Annotated in this window: 8 protein-coding genes, 1 tRNA gene and 1 other RNA gene (1 of these 10 running past the window's edge); 5 read left to right on the top strand and 5 right to left on the bottom strand. The window is 67.7% G+C overall.

Going from position 1 to position 18778, the window contains the following annotated elements:
• Positions 1-10140, top strand: the 3' portion of a protein-coding gene (locus A5756_RS19215; RefSeq protein ID WP_066955881.1) for a non-ribosomal peptide synthetase. Its footprint begins 6441 nt before the window's first position; the window shows 10140 of its 16581 coding nt (coding positions 6442-16581); its start codon lies beyond the left edge, outside the window; its stop codon occupies positions 10138-10140.
• A 10-nt stretch (positions 10141-10150) separates the two neighbouring features.
• Here the strand turns inward: A5756_RS19215 and A5756_RS19220 are convergent, their stop codons facing one another.
• Positions 10151-11017, bottom strand: a complete 867-nt coding sequence (locus A5756_RS19220) for a class I SAM-dependent methyltransferase (RefSeq protein ID WP_067790035.1) — start codon at positions 11015-11017, stop codon at positions 10151-10153.
• A gap of 189 nt (positions 11018-11206) precedes the next feature.
• Here A5756_RS19220 and A5756_RS19225 point away from each other — a divergent pair, with 189 nt between their 5' ends.
• Positions 11207-11983: a methyltransferase domain-containing protein gene (locus A5756_RS19225; RefSeq protein ID WP_066956051.1), complete on the top strand. Its 777-nt coding sequence runs from the start codon at positions 11207-11209 to the stop codon at positions 11981-11983.
• On the opposite strand, the gene A5756_RS19230 is transcribed toward A5756_RS19225, so the two are convergent.
• Positions 11980-12417 carry an SRPBCC family protein gene (locus A5756_RS19230; RefSeq protein WP_066955887.1) on the bottom strand — a complete coding sequence of 146 codons (438 nt, stop codon included), beginning with the start codon at positions 12415-12417 and terminating at the stop codon, positions 11980-11982. The two genes, A5756_RS19225 and A5756_RS19230, sit on opposite strands and share 4 nt — an antisense overlap.
• Before the next feature lie 66 nt (positions 12418-12483).
• Here A5756_RS19230 and A5756_RS19235 point away from each other — a divergent pair, with 66 nt between their 5' ends.
• Together A5756_RS19235 and A5756_RS19240 are read left to right on the top strand one after the other, a co-directional pair.
• Complete coding sequence (locus A5756_RS19235) at positions 12484-13887, top strand: FAD-binding oxidoreductase (protein ID WP_066955890.1); 1404 nt, start codon at positions 12484-12486, stop codon at positions 13885-13887.
• A gap of 5 nt (positions 13888-13892) precedes the next feature.
• On the top strand, positions 13893-15203 hold the full coding sequence (locus tag A5756_RS19240; RefSeq protein WP_369828694.1) for a class I SAM-dependent methyltransferase: 1311 nt from the start codon (positions 13893-13895) through the stop codon (positions 15201-15203).
• Between the two features lie 29 nt (positions 15204-15232).
• Here the strand turns inward: A5756_RS19240 and A5756_RS19245 are convergent, their stop codons facing one another.
• The 3 genes from A5756_RS19245 to ffs form a co-directional block, all read right to left on the bottom strand.
• On the bottom strand, positions 15233-17047 hold the full coding sequence (locus A5756_RS19245; RefSeq protein WP_066955893.1) for a DNA polymerase III subunits gamma/tau: 1815 nt from the start codon (positions 17045-17047) through the stop codon (positions 15233-15235).
• A 55-nt stretch (positions 17048-17102) separates the two neighbouring features.
• Positions 17103-18395 (bottom strand): aminotransferase class I/II-fold pyridoxal phosphate-dependent enzyme, encoded by a 1293-nt coding sequence (locus tag A5756_RS19250; RefSeq protein ID WP_197505350.1) that lies wholly within the window; start codon positions 18393-18395, stop codon positions 17103-17105.
• 57 nt (positions 18396-18452) lie between these two features.
• An RNA gene (gene ffs / locus A5756_RS19255) (signal recognition particle sRNA small type) lies at positions 18453-18547 on the bottom strand.
• Positions 18548-18620: 73 nt separating this feature from the next.
• Here ffs and A5756_RS19260 point away from each other — a divergent pair.
• Positions 18621-18706: transfer RNA gene (locus A5756_RS19260), tRNA-Ser, on the top strand.
• Positions 18707-18778: the final 72 nt, after the last annotated feature.

Here is an 18778-nt window from a genome sequence, read left to right on the forward strand (position 1 = left end):
GCGTTGACTCCCCTGCAGCAGGGACTGCACTTTCACGCCGGCGCCGCCGGCGGCAATGACGACCTGTACGCGATGCAGCTGGACATCACCGTCACCGGCCCGCTCGACCCGCATCGCCTGCACGACGCCGTACACGCGGTGATCACCCGCCATCCCAACCTGGCCGCCCGGTTCTGCGAAGAATTCGACGCGCCGGTCCAAATCATTCCGGCCGACCCGACGCCTGCGTTTCAGTACTTCGAACTGGGCTCAGAGGAACAGGTCCAGCAGGTGTGCGCCGCCGAACGCTCCGCGGTCTGCGACCTCGCCCAGCCACCGGCTTTTCGGGTGGCTTTGATCCGCACCGCCGAAGGCCGGCACCGGGTCGTTTTGACCAATCACCACATCGTGCTCGACGGCTGGTCCCTGCCGATCCTGTTGGGGGACATCTTCGCCGGCTATTACGGACAGCGACTCCCCGCGGCCACGCCGTATCGCCGGTTCGTCGACTGGCTAGCCGATCGGGACCTGGAGGCCGCCCGCGCGGCCTGGCGCGATGTGCTGGCCGGCTTCGATACCCCCACTCTGGTGGCCCCACCTCGCCGATCGGGGCTCGGGCGGCGCGGCGTGACCGCGTCGCGGTTGCCCGAGGAGACCACCCGGGCACTGACCGACCTGGCGCGCTCGTGTCACACCACCGTCAACACCGTGCTCCAGGCGGCGTGGGCGCAGCTGCTGATGGGGCTGACCGGCCACCATGACGTCACCTTCGGCACCGCGGTATCCGGCCGGCCGACCGATGTGCCCGGCGCGGAAACGATGGTCGGCCTGTTGATCAACACGGTGCCAGTCCGCGCGACCATCACCCCGGCCACCAGCACCGTCGACCTGCTCGACCAACTGCGGAACCACCACAACCACACGCTGGAACACCAACACCTGGCGCTCACCGAGATTCACCGCGCCACCGGCCACGACCAACTCTTCGACACCCTGTTCGTCTACGAGAACTACCCGATCGACACCGCCGCATCGTTGGATGTCCGCGAGCTGGCCATCACCGACGTCGCCACCCGCGAATCCACCCACTATCCGCTCACACTGCAGGCCATGCCGGGCGACCAATTGGGCCTGCGCGTCGAATTCGACAGCGATGTCTTCGACGCGGCCGACGTCGAAGCGCTGACCGCGCGGTTGCGGCGGGTGCTGGTGGCTATGACCGCCGATCCGACGGCTCGGTTGTCGTCGACGGATGTGCTCGATGCCGACGAACACGCCCTCCTCGATGAGATCGGCAACCGCGCGGTATTGGCCCGGCCCGCGACGCCGGTGTCGATTCCGGGCCTGTTCGCCGCGCAGGCGGCGCGCACACCCGAGGCGGTGGCGGTCACGTTCGACGGCCGTTCGATGACGTACCGCGATCTTGACCTGGCATCAAACCGCTTGGCGCACTTGCTGATCGAACACGGTGTGGGACCCGGCCAGTGTGTGGCGCTGCTGTTCAATCGGTGCGCCGACGCGATCATCGCGATCCTGGCAACGCTGAAGGCGGGCGGGGCCTATTTGCCGATCGACCCGGCGCACCCGCCGGCCCGGATCCAGTTCACGATGGCGGACGCCGCGCCGATCGCCGCGGTCACCACCATCGGGCTGGCCGACCGGCTGCGCGGGTACGACGTGCCGGCCATCGCCACCGACGACCCCGCCCTTGATGCCTACCCAGAGACGGGGGTCCCGCCGCCGGGCCCCGACGACGTCGCCCACATCATCTACACCTCGGGCACCACAGGTGTCCCCAAGGGCGTCGCCGTCACCCACCACAACGTCACCCGGCTGTTCGACTCACTCGATGTCGGCGTGCAGCCCGGGCCGGAACAAGTGTGGACGCAGTGCCACTCCTATGCCTTCGACTACTCGGTCTGGGAGATCTGGGGCGCCTTGCTGCACGGCGGCCGCCTGGTCGTGGTGCCCGAGGCGGTGGCGGCCGCACCGGAGGCCTTCCACGCCTTGCTCGTGGCTGAAAGGGTCAGCGTCTTGAGCCAGACCCCGTCGGCCGTGGCGGCGCTCTCACCCGAGGGTCTCGGACCGGCGGCGTTGATGGTCGCCGCCGAGGCCTGCCCGGGCGACGTGGTGGACCGTTGGGCGCCCGGGCGGGTGATGATCAACGGCTACGGCCCGACCGAGACCACGGTTTACGCCGCGATCAGCGCCCCCCTGGCGGCGGGGTCGGCGGTGGTGCCCATCGGTGCACCGGTGCCAGGGGCGGCCCTGTTCGTGCTGGACGGCTGGCTGCGGGCGGTGCCGGTCGGCATGGTCGGCGAGTTGTACGTGGCCGGCCGCGGCGTCGGGTGCGGCTATCTGCGCCGGGCCGGGCTGACCGCATCGCGGTTTGTGGCCTGTCCGTTCGGGGAGCCCGGAACACGCATGTACCGCACCGGGGATCTGGTGCGGTGGGGCGCCGACGGGCAGCTGCAGTATCTCGGGCGCGCCGATGAGCAGGTCAAGATCCGCGGATACCGCATCGAACTCGGTGAGATTCAGGCGGCACTGGCCGCGCTGGACGGGGTGGAGCAGGCGGTGGTGATCGCCCGCGAGGACCGCCCGGGCGACAAACGATTGGTCGGCTACCTCACCGAGTCCGTCCCCGGAGCGGTGGACCCCGCCGCGATCCGCGCGCGGCTCGCCGACCGGCTACCGGCCTACATGGTCCCTGCCGCGGTGATGGTCGTTCAGACACTGCCCCGCACCGTCAACGGCAAGCTCGACAGACGCGCCCTGCCGGCACCCGAATACCGGGCCGGTCCCTACCGGGCCCCCGCCGACGTGGTCGAAGAGGTCCTGGCCGGCGTGTACGCCCAGACCCTGGGCCTCGAGCGGGTCGGGGTCGACGAGTCGTTCTTCGACCTGGGCGGCGATTCGCTGTCGGCGATGCGCCTGGTCACCGCGATCAACAAAACCCTGGATACGAACCTGGCGGTGCGCACGATCTTCGACGCGCCGTCGGTCAGAAGCCTGAGCCAGCTGTTGGGTAGGGACGGCAGGCTGCTCGAAGCAGCCCCGGCCGTGAGCCCGGCCAGCGATCGGTGCTTCGCCTCCGTGCACGGCGGCGACGCCACGGAGCTGCGCGCCGGCGATCTGAGGCTCGACAAGTTCATCGACGCCCCGACGCTGTCGGCGGCGCCGAGCCTGCCCCGGGCCACGACCGAGCCGCGGACCGTCCTGCTCACGGGGGCCACCGGTTTCCTCGGCCGCTACCTGGCTCTGCAATGGCTCGAGCGGATGCAACTCGTCGACGGCACCCTGATCTGCCTGGTGCGCGGAACTTCCGCCGACGATGCGCGACGCCGGCTGGACAAGACCTTCGACAGCGGCGACCCGAAGTTGTTGCGCCACTACCGGGAACTGGCCGCCGATCATCTCCAGGTCGTCGCCGGCGATAAGGGTGAAGCCAACCTCGGCCTGGACCGGCAGACCTGGCAGCGGCTGGCCGACACCGTCGATCTGATCGTCGATGCCGCCGCGCTGGTCAATGCGGTCCTGTCGTACCGAGAGCTGTTCGGGCCCAACGTCATGGGCACCGCCGAGCTGATCCGGATGGCGCTCACCACCAAGATCAAGCCCTACGCCTACGTGTCGACTTCGGACGTCGGCCGCCAGATCGAGCGGTCGCTGTTCACCGAGGACGCCGACATCCGGGTCATCAGCCCGACCCGCACCGTGGACGGAAGTCTGGCCAACGGCTACGGCAACAGCAAGTGGGCCGGCGAGGTGCTGCTGCGCGAGGCGCACGACATGTGCGGGCTGCCGGTCTCGGTCTTCCGCTCCGGCATGATCCTGGCCGACACCACCTACGCGGGGCAGCTCAACCTGCCGGACACCGTCACCCGGATGGTGCTGAGCATCCTGGCCACCGGCATCGCGCCCGCCTCGTTCTTCCGGCTCGACGCCGACGGCAATCGGCAACGCGCACACTTCGACGGGCTGCCAGTCGGCTTTATCGCCGAGGCGATCGCCACGCTGGGCGGCCGGGCGGTCGACGGATTCCAGACCTACCACGCGATGAACCCGCACGACGACGGCATCGGGCCCGACGAGTACGTCGACTGGCTGATCGAGGCCGGTTACCCCGTCCAGCGCATCGACGACTTCGGGGAGTGGTTGCAGCGATTCGAGGCCGCCCTGCGCGCCCTGCCGGATCGACAGCGCCGGCACTCGGTGCTGCAGATGTTGCTGTTGCGCAACGCTACTCAGCTGCATCCCCCCGAACCGAGCCGCGGGTCCTATGCGCCGACCGACCGGTTCCGCGCCGCGGTCCAAAGGGCAAAGATCGGCCCCGACAAGGACATCGCGGACATTCCGCACGTGACGGCGCCGATCATCGTCAAGTACGCCACCGACCTGGAACTGCTCGGAGTGCTGGGTGCAGACCGGCCAGGAGCCGACTCGCGCCCGGATGCGGGTCGGCGTAAGCCGTTGGTGGCCGGTCCGCGGCCGGCAGTGGTCCCGCTGTCGTTCGCCCAAAGCCGGCTGTGGTTCCTCAACCGGTTCGAGGGCGGGGTTGCGACCTACAACATGCCGATCGCTTTTCGGATGAGCGGGCCGTTGAACGTCGCGGCGCTGGAATCGGCCCTCGACGATGTCGTCGCCCGCCACGAATCGTTGCGCACCATATTTCCCGACATCGACGGTGTGCCGTTTCAGCAGGTGATGCCGGCCAAGGCGGGCATGTGGCGAGGCGGGGACCGGGCGGTCACGTCTTTGCCGGAGCAGGATGTCGCCGCCCACGTGATCGCCCTCGCGGGTCATCGATTCGATTTGTCCGCGGAGATCCCGATCCGTGCGCAGATCTATTCCGTCGGGCCCGAGCGGCATGTGGTGACAATCGTGTTGCACCACATCGCTTTTGACGGATGGTCCTTCGCGCCGATGGTCAGGGACATCGCCGAGGCTTACCGGGCGCGGGCGCGCGGGGAGGCGCCGCGGTGGGCGCCGCTGCCGGTGCAGTATGCGGATTACACGCTTTGGCAATCGGACCTGTTGGGTGCTGAGTCCGATCCGGACAGCGTCATCGCGGGCCAGTTGCGGTACTGGCGGCAAGAACTGGCCGATCTGCCGGTAGTGGCCTCGCTGCCGACGGATCGGGCCCGTTCGCCGGAGCCCAGTTTCCGCGGTGATGCGATCGACGTGGCCATCGACCCGAAAATCTGGGCCGGCGTCAAAGGCGTTGCTGCAGAGCATAATACGACGGCATCGATGGTTCTCCAAGCGGTGGTGGCGGTGCTGTTGCACCGAGTTGGCGTCGGCGAGGACGTGGTGATGGGCACGCCGATCGCCGGACGGTTGGATCAGGCGCTCGACGATCTGGTCGGGTTCTTCGTCAACACCTGGGTGTTGCGGGTGGGGATCACTTCTGCGCACCGGTTCAGCGATGTGCTCCAACAGGTGCGCCATAAGGCGCTGGATGCCTACGGCAATCAGGATGTCCCGTTCGAGCGGCTCGTCGAGCAGCTGAATCCCGCGCGATCCACCGCACACCATCCACTGTTTCAGGTGTTCATGGCCTTCCAGAACAATGTGCGCCCCGAGGCGTTGTCGTTCGACGAGCTCAGTGTCGAGCCGCTGACGGCGGCGACGGGCACCGCCAAATTCGACCTGGAATTCGAGTTCAGCGAAGTGCCGACCGACGATCCGGCGGCGCCGATGGCCACCGGTGTCGTGACGTATGCCAGCGATCTGTTCGACCGGGCCACGGTCGAGCGGTTGGTCGCCTGGCTTGGGCGCCTGATCGAGGCGGTGGTGGCGGATGCGTCGGTGGTGGTGGGAGACGTCCCGCTGCTCGATCGCCGCGAGCGGGACCTAGTGCTGTCGCAGTGGTCTGGCGCCGGCGTGGGAACGCCCGTGGAGGTGGCGCCGCAGTTGTTGGCCGCGGCGGTGGCGGCACGTCCCGACGCGGTGGCGGTGGTGGACGGCACCCGGGAGGTCTCGTATCGCGAGCTGGACGAGTGGTCGACGCGGCTGGCGCGGATGCTGATCGAGGCCGGGGTGGGTCCCGAGCACGCCGTGGGCGTGGCAATGGATCGGTGCCTGGAGTTGGTGGTGGCCTGGTGGGCGGTGGTCAAGGCCGGCGGGGCTTATGTGCCGGTGGATCGGGCCTATCCGGTCGAACGGGTCGCCACGATGCTGGACACGGTCGACGCGGGGTGGGTGTTGACGTGTGGCGCCGGCACCGTGGCCGGGGCCGGGGCGCGCCCGGTGCTGCGCGTCGACGGGCTGGACCTGAGCGGACGGTGCGCGGACACGATTACCGACGCCGAGCGGCTGGCGCCGTTGGGGGTGGGCAACACCGCGTACGTGATGTTCACGTCGGGGTCCACCGGTGCCCCCAAAGGGGTCGCTGTCAGCCACGCCGGTCTGCTGGCGGCGGCGCTCGGCGAAAGCGTCGGGTTAGGAGCGGATTCGCGGCTGCTGATGGTGGCCGCGCCGACCTTCGATGTCTCGGTCGGCGAGTTGTTGGCGGCGGTGAGGTCGGGGGCGGCGCTGGTGGTGGCGGGCAGGGACGCCTACGCGGGCGAGGCGTTGACCACGTTGCTGCAAGACCAGCAGGTGAATGCGGCGGTATTCACCCCGACGGTGTTGTCGTCGCTGGATCCGAACCGGCTGCAGGGCGTGGACACGCTGATCACCATCGGGGAGGCCCTGCCGGCCGAGTTGGCGGCCACCTGGGCGGCGGGCCGGCGGATGTTCAACACCTACGGCCCCACCGAGACCACAATCTGGGTCACCTGCACCGCACCGCTGTCGGCGGGTCAGCCGGTGGGCATCGGCGCCCCGCTGCCCGGAGCGTGCGCGGTGGTTCTCGATGCCCGGCTGAACCCGGTGCCCAGGGGAGTGGTCGGCGAGTTGTATGTCAGCGGGCCGGTGCTTGCGCACGGCTATCTGGGCCGGGTCGACCTGACCGCGGAACGATTCGTCGCGAACCCCCATGGCGCTGCCGGGGCGCGGATGTACCGCACCGGTGACCTGGTGCGCTGGACTCCGGACGGAACCCTGGACTACGTGGGCCGCGCCGATTCCCAGGTCAAGTTGCGCGGACAACGCATCGAACTGGGCGAAATCGAAAACACCCTGCTGTCGTGCCCGCAGGTCACCCAGGCGGCCGCAACCGTGCACCACACCAAGACCGGAGCGCATCTCGTCGCCTACCTCACCCTCGAGCGCGACGCCGGAGCCGACCACGACGCCGAAACCGTCGAAGGCTGGCAACACGTCTGGGACGAGCTGTACGGCACCCAGGTCGGGGAGCCGGCGTTCGGCATGGACTTTCGGAGCTGGAACAGCAGCTACACCGGGGATCCGATTCCGCTCCAGGAGATGGTGGAGTGGCGATCGGCAACGGTCGATCGGATCGGCACCCTACGGCCGCGAAGAGTGTTGGAGATCGGCGCGGGCTCAGGGTTGGTGTTGTCGGAGATCGCCCCGCGCTGTGAGCATTACGTTGCCACCGACATCTCGCCGGCGGCCATCGACTACCTGGCCCGTTCGCTGGAGCGGTTGCAGATCCCTTGGCGCGACCGGGTCCGGTTGCTGACCCAACCCGCCCATGTGGTCGAGGGGCTGCCGCCCGGCTACTTCGACACCGTCGTGCTCAACTCGGTCATCCAGTACTTCCCCAATCGGCAATACCTGGCCGAGGTCATCGACCACGCCATGGATCTGCTGGCCCCCGGCGGGGCCCTCTTCCTCGGCGACGTCCGCAACCACACCCTGCAAGCCGCCTTCCAAACCGCGGTCGCGCTGACCCGCACCGACAGCACGGACACCGCCGAGATCCGCCAGTGGGTTCAGCGCGCCATGCTCAGCGAATCCGAATTGCTCTTAGCCCCAGAGTTTTTCCTTGCCTGGGCCGCCGAGCGACCATCGGTGGCCGGGCTCGACATCCAGGTCAAACGCGGGCTCGCCGACAACGAAGTGAACCGGTACCGCTACGACGTTGTCATCCATAAAACCCCGACGCCGGCGCGCTCGCTCGCGGCCGTGCCCACCTGCACGTGGGCCCAATGCGCGGGGCTGGACGGGTTGCGCACCCAGTTGATGACGCAACGTCCCGCCACGATCCGCGTCGCCGAAATCCCCCATACGGGAGTGATCGCCGACGTCCACCTCGAACAGAGCCTCGCGGCCGGGCTACCGCTGGCCGACGCGCTCGCCCAAGCCACGGCGATCCCCGATACCGCCACTCCCGAACAATTGCACCGCGTCGGCGAAGCCGCCGGATATCACGTCGCGGTGACCTGGGGCGCCCAACCCGGCACGCTCGACGCCGTCTTCATCGGCCCCGAACCACACCCTGTGACCGACCTCTACCTGCCAGACACCCGGGCCCGCCGGAGTACCGCCCACGCCAACGAACCCCGCACCAACACCAAGGTCAGTGCGGTGCGTCAGCGTCTGAGCGCACGGTTACCCGACTACATGGTGCCGTCTCAGATCGTCGTGCTCGAGCGATTCCCGTTGACCTCCTCGGGCAAGATCGACCGAAAGGCGCTGCCCGCGCCGGTGTTTGCCGCCACACCCTTCCAGGCGCCGCAGACCCCGACGGAGAAGATCGTGGCCGGCGTCTACGCCCAGGTCCTGGGGCTCGAGCGGGTCGGGGTCGATGAGTCGTTCTTCGACCTGGGCGGCGATTCGCTGTCGGCGATGCGCCTGATCGACTCGATCAACAAAGCCCTGGATACCAACGTGGCGGTACGTATGGTTTTCGACGCCCCGTCCGTCAGAGGCCTGAGCGAGCGGTTGGATCGACATGAAAGTCCGGCCAGCGATCTGCTCTTTGCAGCCGTGCACGGAAGTGACAGCACCGAGGTGCGCGGCGGCGATCTGAGGCTGGACAAGTTCATCGACGCCCCGACACTGTCGGCGGCGCCGAGCCTGCCCCGGGCCGGTACCGAGGCGCGGACCGTCCTGCTCACCGGGGCCACCGGTTTCCTCGGCCGCTACCTCGCTCTGCAATGGCTCGAGCGAATGAAGCTCGTCGACGGCACCCTGATCTGCCTGGTGCGCGCCAAATCTGTCGACGAGGCGCGACGCCGGCTGGACAAAACCTTCGACAGCGGCGACCCGGAGCTGTTGCACCACTACCAGGAACTGGCCGCCGATCATCTCCAGGTCGTCGCCGGCGATAAGGGTGAAGCCGACCTCGGCCTGGACCGGCAGACCTGGCAGCGGCTGGCCGACACCGTCGACCTGATCGTCGATCCCGCCGCGCTGGTCAACACCGTCCTGCCCTACCGCGAATTCTTCGGGCCCAACGTCATGGGCACCGCCGAGCTGATCCGGATGGCACTCACCACCAAGATCAAGCCCTACGCCTATGTGTCGACGAGCGCCGTGGGCTACCAGATCGAACGGTCGCTGTTCACCGAGGACGCCGACATCCGGGTCATCAGCCCCACGCGCAGGATCGACCACAGCTACGGCAACGGATACCCCAACAGCAAGTGGGCCGGCGAGGTACTGCTGCGCGAGGCCCACGACCTGTGCGGGCTGCCGGTCTCGGTATTTCGTTGCGACGTAATCCTGGCCGACCCCGCGTATGCGGGCCAGCTCAATCTGCCGGACGTGTTCACCCGCACGGCGTTGAGCATCCTGGCCACCGGCGTCGCGCCCGCCTCGTTCTTCCGGCTCGACGCCGACGGCAATCGGCAACGCGCACACTTCGACGGGCTGCCAGTCGGTTTCGTCGCCGAGGCGATCGCCACGCTGGGCGCCCGGGCGGTCGACGGATTCCAGACCTACCACGTGATGAACCCGCACGACGACGGCATCGGGCTCGATGAGTACGTCGACTGGCTGATCGAGGCCGGCCACCCGATCGAGCGCATCGGCGACTTCGGGGAGTGGTTGCAGCGGTTCGAGGCCGCCCTGAGTGCGCTGCCGGATCGACAGCGCCGGCACTCGGTCCAGGACGTGCTGGAGTTCGTGTTACACGCGGCCGACCAGTTGGAGCCCCCCGAGCCGAGCCGCGGGTCCTACGCGCCGACCGACCGGTTCCGTGCCGCGGTCCAGGACGCGAAAATCGGCCCCGACCATGACATTCCGCACGTGTCGGCGCCGATCATCACCAAGTACGCGACCGACCTGCGACTGCTCGGACTCCTCTAGCACGTCCACGTCATCGGCGAATTCCCTTGGCTTCCAAGGGCTTCCGTGCCGACACGATCACATAGTCCGAGAAGCCGGTCGATCGTTCCCACAGCGATACGCCGCGGCATTGCGCGCGATCGTCTTCCGTCACTTCCACGACCACTTCATTCATCTTTTTCTTTGCCTGAATGCGCTGCCGGGTGTACTTGGCCATGCCCGGGTACACGTCTTCCCGGATCGATTCCACCCGAATATCCCCGAATCCCGCGGCGGCCAGCCGGCCCGAGTATTCCTGCCGGTCGTAGTAATTGGCTTTCGGAATGTGTCCGTACTTCCGGCCGAACGCGGTCGTCAGTCCGGATTTCTTGCCAGGTTTGGGCAACATATCGGTGAGCGCAATGGTTCCGCCGGGCTTGAGGACGCGGAACGCTTCGCGGATGAATTGATCGCGGGTGTCGAAGTGGAATGCGCATTCCAGGGCCAAGACTTTTTCGAACGACATGTCGGGAAAATCCATTGCAGTCGCGGAACCGCACCGGATATCGATTTGGTTGTCCAGCCCGCGCTTGGCGACGCGGTCTCGGCCCATGTCGACGTGGACCGGGGTGATGTCGATACCCGTAATGTGGGAAAGCTTGAAGCGCTCGAGAAGAACAAAGTCCTGCTCCCCGAAACCGACGCCGACGTCGAGGACTCTGTCGCCTGGTTTCAACCCGGCCCGCGTCCCCAAGAGCTCCACCATCGCGACACAAGCGTCCGGATAGGTGCGAGCGACTTTCCAGTAACCGAGGTTTAGCCACAAGGGCTTGGAGTTATCGACGTAACCCTCATTCATGAAATCGATGACGTCGTCGCCGATCATCGTGTAGTAAGCCGCGGCGTCTTTTTGTCGCATCAGGCCATAGGACTGGGAAACTGTCCGGAACGCCCGGTGGATCGCAGAGGAATTTCCGCGCATTGTCTTCCCTTCGGGAAACCGGCAATTCATGGTAGCGCGGGCCCCGGCACGACAACACAGATCGAGCACTTCTGTGGCCACGGATTGCGCGCAAAACTCGGTCGATCGGTGCACCGATGGTCCATGATGATCTACGTGGACAGCAGCGCCCACGACATCGCGAACATGCCCCGGGGCGGGCCGAACGCCTCCTGGCTGGACCGTCGGTTGCAGACCGAGCGGCTGGAATACCTCGACCGCGACGATGTCGACGATCTGAAGCAAAAGGTCGTCCACGCGCTCGACCGCGCCGGACGACGACGCTTCTTGGGTGCTCATGAAAAGTTGGCCAGGATCGTGCTTGCCGAGCTGGCCGATACGCCCTCTCCGAAGATCCTCGAGCTGGGGGCGGGCCTCGGCGGGCTGTCGAGCAAGCTGCTCGAGATGCTCCCCACCGCACACGTGACGGTCACCGACATCGACCCCACGTTCGTGGCCGCCGTCGCCGCCGGGGACCTCGGCACTCACCCACGGGCCACGGTGCGGCAGATGGACGCGACCGCGATCGACGCCCCGGACGGGCAGTACGACCTCGCGGTTTTCGCGATGTCGTTACATCACCTGCCGCCCGCGCGGGCCGCCCGGGTGTTCGCCGAAGGGACCCGGGCCGCGAAAAAGTTGTTGATCATCGATCTCCGCCGGCCCGCGGCAGCGCTCCACTCGGTGGTGTTGGCGGCGACGTGGCCTTTTACCCGGGTGAGCCCGCTGGCACACGACGGTTTCATCAGCCAGCTACGCACGTACAGCCCGTCGGCGCTGAGGGCGCTCGCCCAGTTCGCCGACCCGGCGATCACCGTCGAATTCCCGAACCAACGCTTGGGGCCGACGGTGGCGGTTGCCAGCCGCCGTTCCGGCTCGGGCTAGCTTTCCAGTTCCCGCTTCAGGTTGGCCAATACCTCGCCCTGAATCCTCTTCAATCCCAACGGCGCAAAGGTTTTCTCGAAGAAACCCTTGACGCCGCCCGCACCGGTCCAGGTGGTCTTCACGGTGACGCTGGAGCCGGGACCGGCGGGGGCCACCGTCCAGTTGATGATCATCGACGAGTTGGCGTCCTTCTCGATGACGGAATGGCCGGCGACGTCGACGCTGACCTGCACGTCCCGGACGCGAGATTTGGTGGCCTGCAGCCTCCATTTGGCGACGGTACCGGCGCCCTGGCCGCCCTGTAACACCTGGTAATCGCTGTACTGCGGGGACAGAATCTTCGGGCGCACCTGCTGATAGTCCGCGACGGCCGCGAGGGTGGCGCCCGGCTCGGCATTGACCAAAATTGTGCTGGCAGCACTCACCTGTCCCAAAACAACTCCTGAAGCTATGCGGCCCGCGCGCGGGTGCACGGGCTGTTGTCGAAGACTAGGGTATATGTGGTGCCTGTCCCTGGATCTGCACTCTCGGCGCACAAGGCGGGCGTTGACCGGTTGATGGCGAGTTATCGATCCATCCCGGCAACGTCCGCCGTCAGGCTCGCCAAGCCGACCTCAAACCTGTTCCGCGCCCGCACTAAACGCGACGCCCACGGCCTGGACACGTCGGGTCTGACCCGCGTGCTGAGCGTCGATCCCGAGGCCCGCACCGCCGATGTGGCCGGCATGTGCACCTATGAGGATCTGGTGGCCGCGACGCTGCCTTACGGCCTTTCGCCACTGGTCGTCCCGCAATTGAAGACCATCACGCTCGGCGGTGCGGTCAGCGGCCTGGGCATCGAGTCGGCATCGTTTCGCAATGGCCTGCCGCATGAATCGGTGCTGGAAATGGATATCCTCACCGGCGCCGGCGAGTTGCTCACCGCGTCGCGCACCCAGCATCCCGACCTGTTCCGCGCTTTCCCCAATTCCTATGGGACGCTTGGGTATTCAACGCGGCTGCGGATCGAGCTGGAGCCAATCGCGCCGTTTGTCGCGTTGCGGCACGTCCGGTTCCGCTCGCTGCCGGCGCTGATCGCGGCGATGGAACGCATCATCGATACCGGCGGGCAGGGCGGGACGCCGGTCGACTATCTGGACGGTGTGGTGTTCAGCGCCGAGGAGAGCTACCTGTGCGTGGGCCGGCGAACCACCACCCCGGGGCCGGTCAGCGACTACACCGGTAACAGCATCTACTACCAGTCGATCCGGCACGACTCCCCCGGCTCGGAACTCGCACAAGAAGCCACCAAAGACGACCGGTTGACGACGCACGACTACTTCTGGCGCTGGGACACCGACTGGTTCTGGTGCTCGCGCGCGTTCGGTGTGCAGAACCCCCGGCTGCGGCGCTGGTGGCCGCGCCGCTACCGGCGCAGCAGCGTCTACTCGAAGCTCGTTGCCATGGACCAGCGCTTCGGCGTCGCCGACCGCATCGAGAAACGCCACGGCCGTCCGCCGCGGGAGCGGGTGGTCCAGGATGTCGAGGTGCCGGTCGAACGGACCTGCGAGTTCCTCGAGTGGTTCCTGCGAAGCGTGCCCATCACCCCGATCTGGCTGTGTCCGCTACGGCTGCGCGACCATGGGCGCTGGCCGCTGTATCCGATGCGGCCGGACCACACGTACGTCAACATCGGCTTCTGGTCTTCGGTGCCGGCGGGCGCCACGGAAGGCGCCACCAACCGGACGATCGAAGCGAAGGTGAGCGAGCTCGACGGGCACAAGTCGCTGTATTCCGACTCCTATTACGCCCGCGAGGAATTCGACGAGTTGTACGGCGGCGAGGCCTACAACACGGTCAAGAAAACCTACGATCCCGATTCCCGGCTACTCGACCTCTACGCAAAGGCGGTGCAACGGCGATGACTTCTATTAGCGAGACCAAGGAACCCCGCCGCGCCACGGCCGGAAAACTCAGCATGGCGGAGATCCTGGAGATCTTCGCCGCCACCGGGCGACACCCGCTGAAGTTCACCGCCTACGACGGCAGCACCGCCGGCAGCAAGGACGCGGAACTGGGCCTGGATCTTCGGACCCCGCGTGGCGCCACCTACCTGGCCACCGCTCCCGGTGAACTGGGTCTGGCCCGCGCATACGTGGCGGGCGACCTGGACCTCTACGGCGTGCACCCCGGTGATCCCTACCAGCTGCTCAAGACGCTGACCGACCGCGTCCAATTCAAGCGGCCGCCGGCACGGGTGCTCGCCAACGTGGTGCGCTCGATGGGGCTGGAGCGGCTGGTCCCGATCGCCCCGCCGCCGCAAGAAACGCCGCCCCGGTGGCGGCGGATCGCCGACGGGCTGATGCACACCAAGACCCGCGACGCCGAGGCCATCCACCACCACTACGACGTCTCCAACGCCTTCTACGAATGGGTGCTCGGCCCGTCGATGACATACACGTGTGCGGTCTACCCCGACGCCGACGCAACGCTGGAAGAAGCCCAGGAGAACAAGTACCGGGTGGTCTTCGAGAAGTTGCGGCTGCAGCAAGGTGACCGGTTGCTCGACGTCGGCTGCGGTTGGGGCGGCATGGTGCGCTTCGCCGCGCGACGCGGCGTCCGGGTGATCGGCGCCACCTTGTCGAGCGAGCAGGCGAAGTGGGCGCAAGGGGCAATCCGGGATGAGGGTCTCGAGGACTTGGCCGAAGTCCGGCATTCGGACTACCGCGACATCCGCGAGGGCGGTTTCGACGCGGTGTCCTCGATCGGGTTGACCGAGCACATCGGTGTCAAGAACTACCCGGCCTACTTCGGGTTCCTGAAGTCGAAGCTGCGCACCGGCGGGCTGCTGCTCAACCACTGCATCGCCCGCCACGACAACAAGTCGACCTCCTTCGCGGGCGGCTTCACCGACCGGTATGTGTTCCCGGACGGGGAGCTGACCGGTTCGGGGCGCATCATCACCGAGGTCCAGGACGTCGGCTTCGAGGTGTTGCACGAGGAGAACTTCCGGCATCACTACGCGATGACGCTGCGCGACTGGTGCCGCAACCTCGTCGAGCACTGGGACGAAGCGGTCGACGAGGTCGGCTTGGCCACCGCCAAGGTGTGGGGCCTGTACATGGCGGCCTCGCGGGTCGCCTTCGAGCAGAACAACCTGCAGCTGCACCACGTGCTGGCGGCCAACGTCGACGAGCGCGGCTGTGACCACCTGCCGCTGCGGCCCTGGTGGACGCCCTAGCCCGCTAGCCCTCGGGCGCCGACCCGCCGCTAGCCCCCGTCGATCCGGCGGGCGCCCAGCTCGTTCTGTAACAGCTCGAGCGCGACCTCCTCCGGATCGCGGCGCGGCGCCGAGGACTCCGTGCGGCCGGCTTCGGCGAGCATGTGTTCCTCTTCGTCGCGCTGCGTCACGTCGGGCGCCGGCTCTGCGGCCCTCGGGGTCGGCGCGGCCGACTCGACCGGCGCTGCCGCGCCCACCTCGCAACGCACCCGCCAGTTGACGCCCAGCGCGTCTTTGAGCGCTTCGGCGATGACGTCGGCGTTGCGCTGTTCGCACAGCCGCTTGGCCAGCGGCGCCGACGAATGCGTCAGCACGAGCGTGTTCTCCTCGATCGCGCGGACGGTCGCGCCCGCCAGCATCACCTCGGTGGTGCGGCTGCGCTGGCGCACCTTGTCGCGCACCGTCGGCCACATGGTCCGCACGGCGGCCGCGTTGAGTTCACCGGGCGTGGCCGGTTCGGCGATCGGCGCTGCGGCCGGTTCGGGCACGGGGGGCGACGGGACCGGTTCGGGGACCGCCTCCGGCTTGGGAACGGGCGGAGCGGACCTGGGCGGGGCGGGCTCCTTGGGTGGGGGCGGCTCCTTGCGTGGCCGCGCCGGCTGGGTCGCCGCCGGCGGGTGCGCGGCCGCCGCCTCGGAGGCGGGAATGGACATGTCCAGCCGTGTCTCGATCCGTTCGACGCGCTGCAGCAGCGCCGACTCCGTGTCGCTGGCCGAGGGCAGCAGCAGCCTGGCGCAGACCACTTCGAGCAACAAGCGCGGGGCCGTCGCGCCGCGCATCTCGCCCAGCCCCGCCTGCACGACCTCGGCGTAGCGGGTCAGGGTGGCCGACCCGAGGCGGGCGGCCTGGTCGCGCATCCGGTCGAGCACGTCCTCCGGGGCGTCCACCACACCGCGGCTGACCGCGTCGGGAACCGCCTGCAGCACGATGAGGTCGCGGAACCGCTCCAGCAAGTCGGTGGCGAAGCGCCGCGGGTCGTGGCCGGCATCGATCACCGACTCCACCGCACCGAACAGCGCCTCGGCGTCCGACGCGGCGAGGGCGTCCACCGCGTCGTCGATCAGCGCGACGTCGGTGGCGCCCAACAGCCCGAGCGCCCGCGGATAGGTGACGTGGTCATCCTCGGCGCCCGCCAGCAGCTGGTCGAGTACCGACAGCGTGTCGCGTGGTGAGCCGCCGCCGGCGCGGATCACCAGCGGGAACACCGCGTCGTCGACGGCGACTCCCTCTTGCTCGCAGATCCGCCCGATCAACGCCCGCATGGTCTTCGGGGGCAGCAGCCGGAACGGGTAGTGGTGGGTGCGCGACCGGATCGTCGGCAGCACCTTCTCCGGTTCGGTGGTGGCGAAGATGAAGATCAGGTGCTCGGGCGGCTCCTCCACGATCTTGAGCAGCGCGTTGAAACCCGCGGTGGTCACCATGTGCGCCTCGTCGATGATGAACACCCGATAGCGGGACTGCGCCGGCGCGTAGAACGCACGGTCCCGCAGCTCGCGGGTGTCGTCCACGCCCCCGTGGCTGGCGGCGTCCAGTTCCACCACGTCGATGCTGCCGGGGGCGTTCGGAGCCAGCGCCGTGCACGAGTCGCACACCCCGCACGGATTGGCCGTCGGCCCCTGGGCGCAGTTCAGCGACCGCGCCAGGATGCGCGCCGACGAGGTTTTTCCGCAGCCACGCGGCCCGGAGAACAGATAGGCGTGGTTGATCCGGCCCGCTTCCAGGGCGATCGACAGCGGTTCGGTGACGTGCTCCTGCCCCACCACCTCGGCGAAGGTTGCCGGTCGGTACTTGCGGTAGAGGGCCACGGTCAGCAGGCTACCGGCGCGCGCTGACTGGAGCCCGACGGGCGGGTCGTCGCCGTCAGCTCACACTGGACGCGGCGGAGACGAGCAACGACTCCGTGGCCGCCAGCAGCGCGCACGTGGCCAGCCCGTCCACCGCGTCGCGCAGGTCCGGCAGCGAGGGGAACGTGGGCGCGATCCGGATGTTCTTGTCGTCCGGGTCTTTTCGGTACGGGAACGACGCGCCCGCCTCGGTCACGGCTATGCCCGCGTCCTTGGCCAGCGCCACGGTCCGGCGCGCCGTACCGGGCAACACGTCGAGGCTGATGAAGTAACCCCCCTGGGGTTCGGTCCACGAGGCGATCTTGGCGTCGCTCAACCGCTTGTCCAAGATGTCCAGCGCCAACTCGAATTTCGGTGCCAGGATCTGCTGGTGACGCAGCATGTGCAGGCGTACTCCGTCGGCATCGCGGAAGAAGCGCAGGTGCCGCAGCTGGTTGACCTTGTCCGGGCCGATCGACTTCTTCCCCGCGTACTGCAGGTACCACGCGATGTTGCCCAGCGATCCGCCCAGGAAGCTCACGCCGGCACCGGCGAAGGTGATCTTCGAGGTGGACGCTAAGACGTAGGGCCGGTTCGGGTTGCCGGCGGCGGCAGCCAGCCCCAGCACGTCGATCTGGTGCGGGAAGTCATGCGTCAACGTGTGCACGGCGTACGCGTTGTCCCAGAACAGCCGGAAGTCCGGCGCAGCCGTCCGCATCTGGACCAGCCGGCGGACCGTTTCCCAGGAGTAGGTGATTCCGGTGGGGTTGCCGAATACGGGCACCGTCCACATGCCCTTGATGGCGGGGTCGACGGCGACCAGCTCCTCGATCAGGTCGACGTCGGGCCCGTCGGCCGTCATCGGGACGGGAATCATCTCGATGCCCATCGTCTCGGTGATGGCGAAGTGCCGGTCATAGCCGGGAACGGGGCACAGGAATTTGACGCCCGCCTCGTCCTTCCAGGGGCGCTGCGAGTCGACACCGCCGTACAACATCGAGAAGGCGACCAGGTCGTGCATCAGCTCGAGGCTGGAGTTGTTGCCGGCTATCAGGTGGGGCACCGGGATGCCGAGCAGCTCTCCAAAGATGGCCCGCAGCTCGGGCAGGCCGTGCAGGCCTCCGTAATTACGGGTGTCGGTGCCCTCGCTATCGCGATAGTCGTCACCGGGCAGGCTCAGCAATCGGTTGGACAGATCGAGCTGCTCGGGCGCGGGTTTGCCGCGGGTCAGGTCGAGGACCAACTTCTTGGCCTGCAGATCCGCGTAGTCCTGCTGGTTGCGCGCGTGCAGAGCCGCTAACTCTTCAGGGCTGAGGGAATCGAAAGACACCATGGGCCCTTTCGCCTTGAACGCTGAAAATTTGGTGGGGCCGAAACGGTCCCCCCGCATAGGGGACCCCGCGCACCCGACAGAGCCCATTGACCCTTGCTGCCTTCCGGCCCTGGGGGAGTTCACAGGATAGACGCCGCGCGGGGTCCACGGCGAGTCTAATACCTGGCGCGAACTAGTCGACGTGCGACTCAGGGCCACGGCGGCCTCGGCTACCATGGCCACGGAGGATTCGCCTAGTGGCCTATGGCGCTCGCCTGGAACGCGGGTTGGGTTAACAGCCCTCGCGGGTTCAAATCCCGCATCCTCCGCAATTGGTCCGCCATGCGGGCAGCACGAATTGGTCTGGAATCGGGTCGGCCGCCTTTAGGCTGGCCTGAGCC

It is taken from the genome of Mycobacterium sp. 852002-53434_SCH5985345 (assembly GCF_001667155.1).
GTDB lineage: Bacteria > Actinomycetota > Actinomycetes > Mycobacteriales > Mycobacteriaceae > Mycobacterium.

Excerpts from the sequence above, each read along its gene's own strand:
- A5756_RS19220 (WP_067790035.1), bottom strand. The coding sequence starts at position 11,017 with ATGCGACAAAAAGACGCCGCGGCTTACTACACGATGATCGGCGACGAC.
- A5756_RS19225 (WP_066956051.1), top strand. The coding sequence starts at position 11,207 with ATGATCTACGTGGACAGCAGCGCCCACGACATCGCGAACATGCCCCGG.